Origin of the sequence: Lactiplantibacillus modestisalitolerans, from assembly GCF_005405425.1 — a bacterium.
Lineage (GTDB): Bacteria > Bacillota > Bacilli > Lactobacillales > Lactobacillaceae > Lactiplantibacillus > Lactiplantibacillus modestisalitolerans.
On sequence record NZ_BJEA01000035.1, the window covers coordinates 1 to 1,790 of the forward strand.

The 1,790-nt window shown below is 40.3% G+C and carries 1 protein-coding gene; it reads left to right on the plus strand.

Features of this window, described 5'->3' with window-relative positions; genetic code table 11:
• Window positions 1–280 precede the first annotated feature (280 nt).
• Window positions 281–1,522, plus strand: coding sequence for an IS110 family RNA-guided transposase (locus tag FFM79_RS12555; protein ID WP_137643800.1), 1,242 nt, complete (start codon window positions 281–283; stop codon window positions 1,520–1,522).
• Window positions 1,523–1,790: the final 268 nt, after the last annotated feature.

The following is a 1,790-nucleotide window of genomic DNA, read 5'->3' on the forward strand; positions in this document are numbered from 1 at the left end:
CGCCTTACCGGTTGGTCCTAAAGCGGCTGGAAACATACTAATATAAGTGGTGAAAGAGATAGTTTGACGAAGCTGCTCTTTCACCACTTTTGTTTTTGAACTAAAGTGGTATGGGATTAACATGCCGAAGATACACCACGAGACACTCATGTCGTGCTGGAAACTGGCAAATCCCATTGTTTATGACAAAGCTGCTCAAAGTTTGTTGGCATCTATGCCGGGTTTAGAAAACTAGTTTTATCATAATAAACGTAATCTTACAGCTAGGTGGTAATCTATTATGCAAATTGTATTTGGCATTGATATTAGTAGTGAATCCGCAACGGTTGCCATTGCGAATAGCGTTGAAGAAAACGGTAAATCAGAAAGAATGTTGTTGAAAGAGTACAAAATCGATAGTAACAAGGTCGGTTTTAGTCGCTTATTACGAGACTTGCACAACTTTACTGATCCGCAAATTATTTTTGAAGCCACGGGTGTTTATTCTCGGCGATTTCGGGCTTTTTTAAATCGAAACGAGTATAAATTTACTGAATTAAACCCGCTTCAGGCGAAGTTAGATCTGCACGATACTTTTCGACACCAAAAAACTGATTCAAATGATGCCCGTGATTTGGCCTTTTCGCAATGCATTAAGCATCGATTGGTAACGGTTCAAGAACACCCCGTTTATTTGGATTTACGTGATGATGAGCGCTTCTATCAACAATTAACTTGTGATGTCGTACGTAAAAAGAACGAGCTAGAACGCGCACTTCAGCTCGTATTCCCGGGTATACAGGGTGTCTACAGCGATACGTATGGTGAGAATCTATGTAGAACACTGCAGCTATTCCCACATCCTAATTTAGTACTGGCAGAAAGCTTGGATAGCTTGACTACTAAGCTACAAAAGGGGTTGGCAAAGAAGCTTAGCCGTAAGGTCTGTCAGCGGTACGCTCAACGACTTATGGATGCCGCTAAGCAGTCGTCACCTGCAATCGAGCCATCGAGTTGTATCCTAGATCAAACGCGCTATTATGGTCAGGCTTTACTTGCGTTAGCGACTAAACAAGCAGAAGTTATTAATCGTATGGTGAAGAAGGCTAAGGAAGCTAAATTACCAGAATTAGCCATTTATCAGTCCATACCAGGGATTGGGTTAAAGACAGCCGTTTGCTTAACCGCCGAACTTGGGGATCTCCATCGTTTTACAAGTTCAAGTAAGATAAATGCCTATGTCGGGATTGACTTGGTTGTTTATGAATCTGGGAATTATAGGGGTGAGCGCCATATTACTAAACACGGGAATCCCTATGCCCGTAAGCTTCTCTTCCGAACTGTTGATAGTATTTTATCGGTTACTAAAAAGTTTCAATCGTGCCACATTGCAGACTTTTATCGACGCAAAAAAGAATCTTCAGGGAACAAACCAGCTACCAAGAAGATTCATATTGCGACGATAGGTCGTCTACTACGAACGATGTACCATCTAGTATTACACAATCAAGAATATAATTACAAAATCGCCACAACGCACTAAATACTTAGCTGATTATGACTCTTTTCAAATGGCTTTGAAAATTTTCGACACCTTCAAGGCCTATTTAAGTGTACGCTCAATCCGAATTCATATCAATGAACTCTTATTAATTACTACACTTCTGATGTAATTCAAAATAAATTTCTAAATTAGTTGAGCTTAAATCATGATAACTATTGACTTTTGGTAGAAACGTGGTGGACACGACTTTAAGCCAAGCAACCCACTTGTCTTAAAGCTCGGTCTTTGGGTAAGTCGGGAAACAACC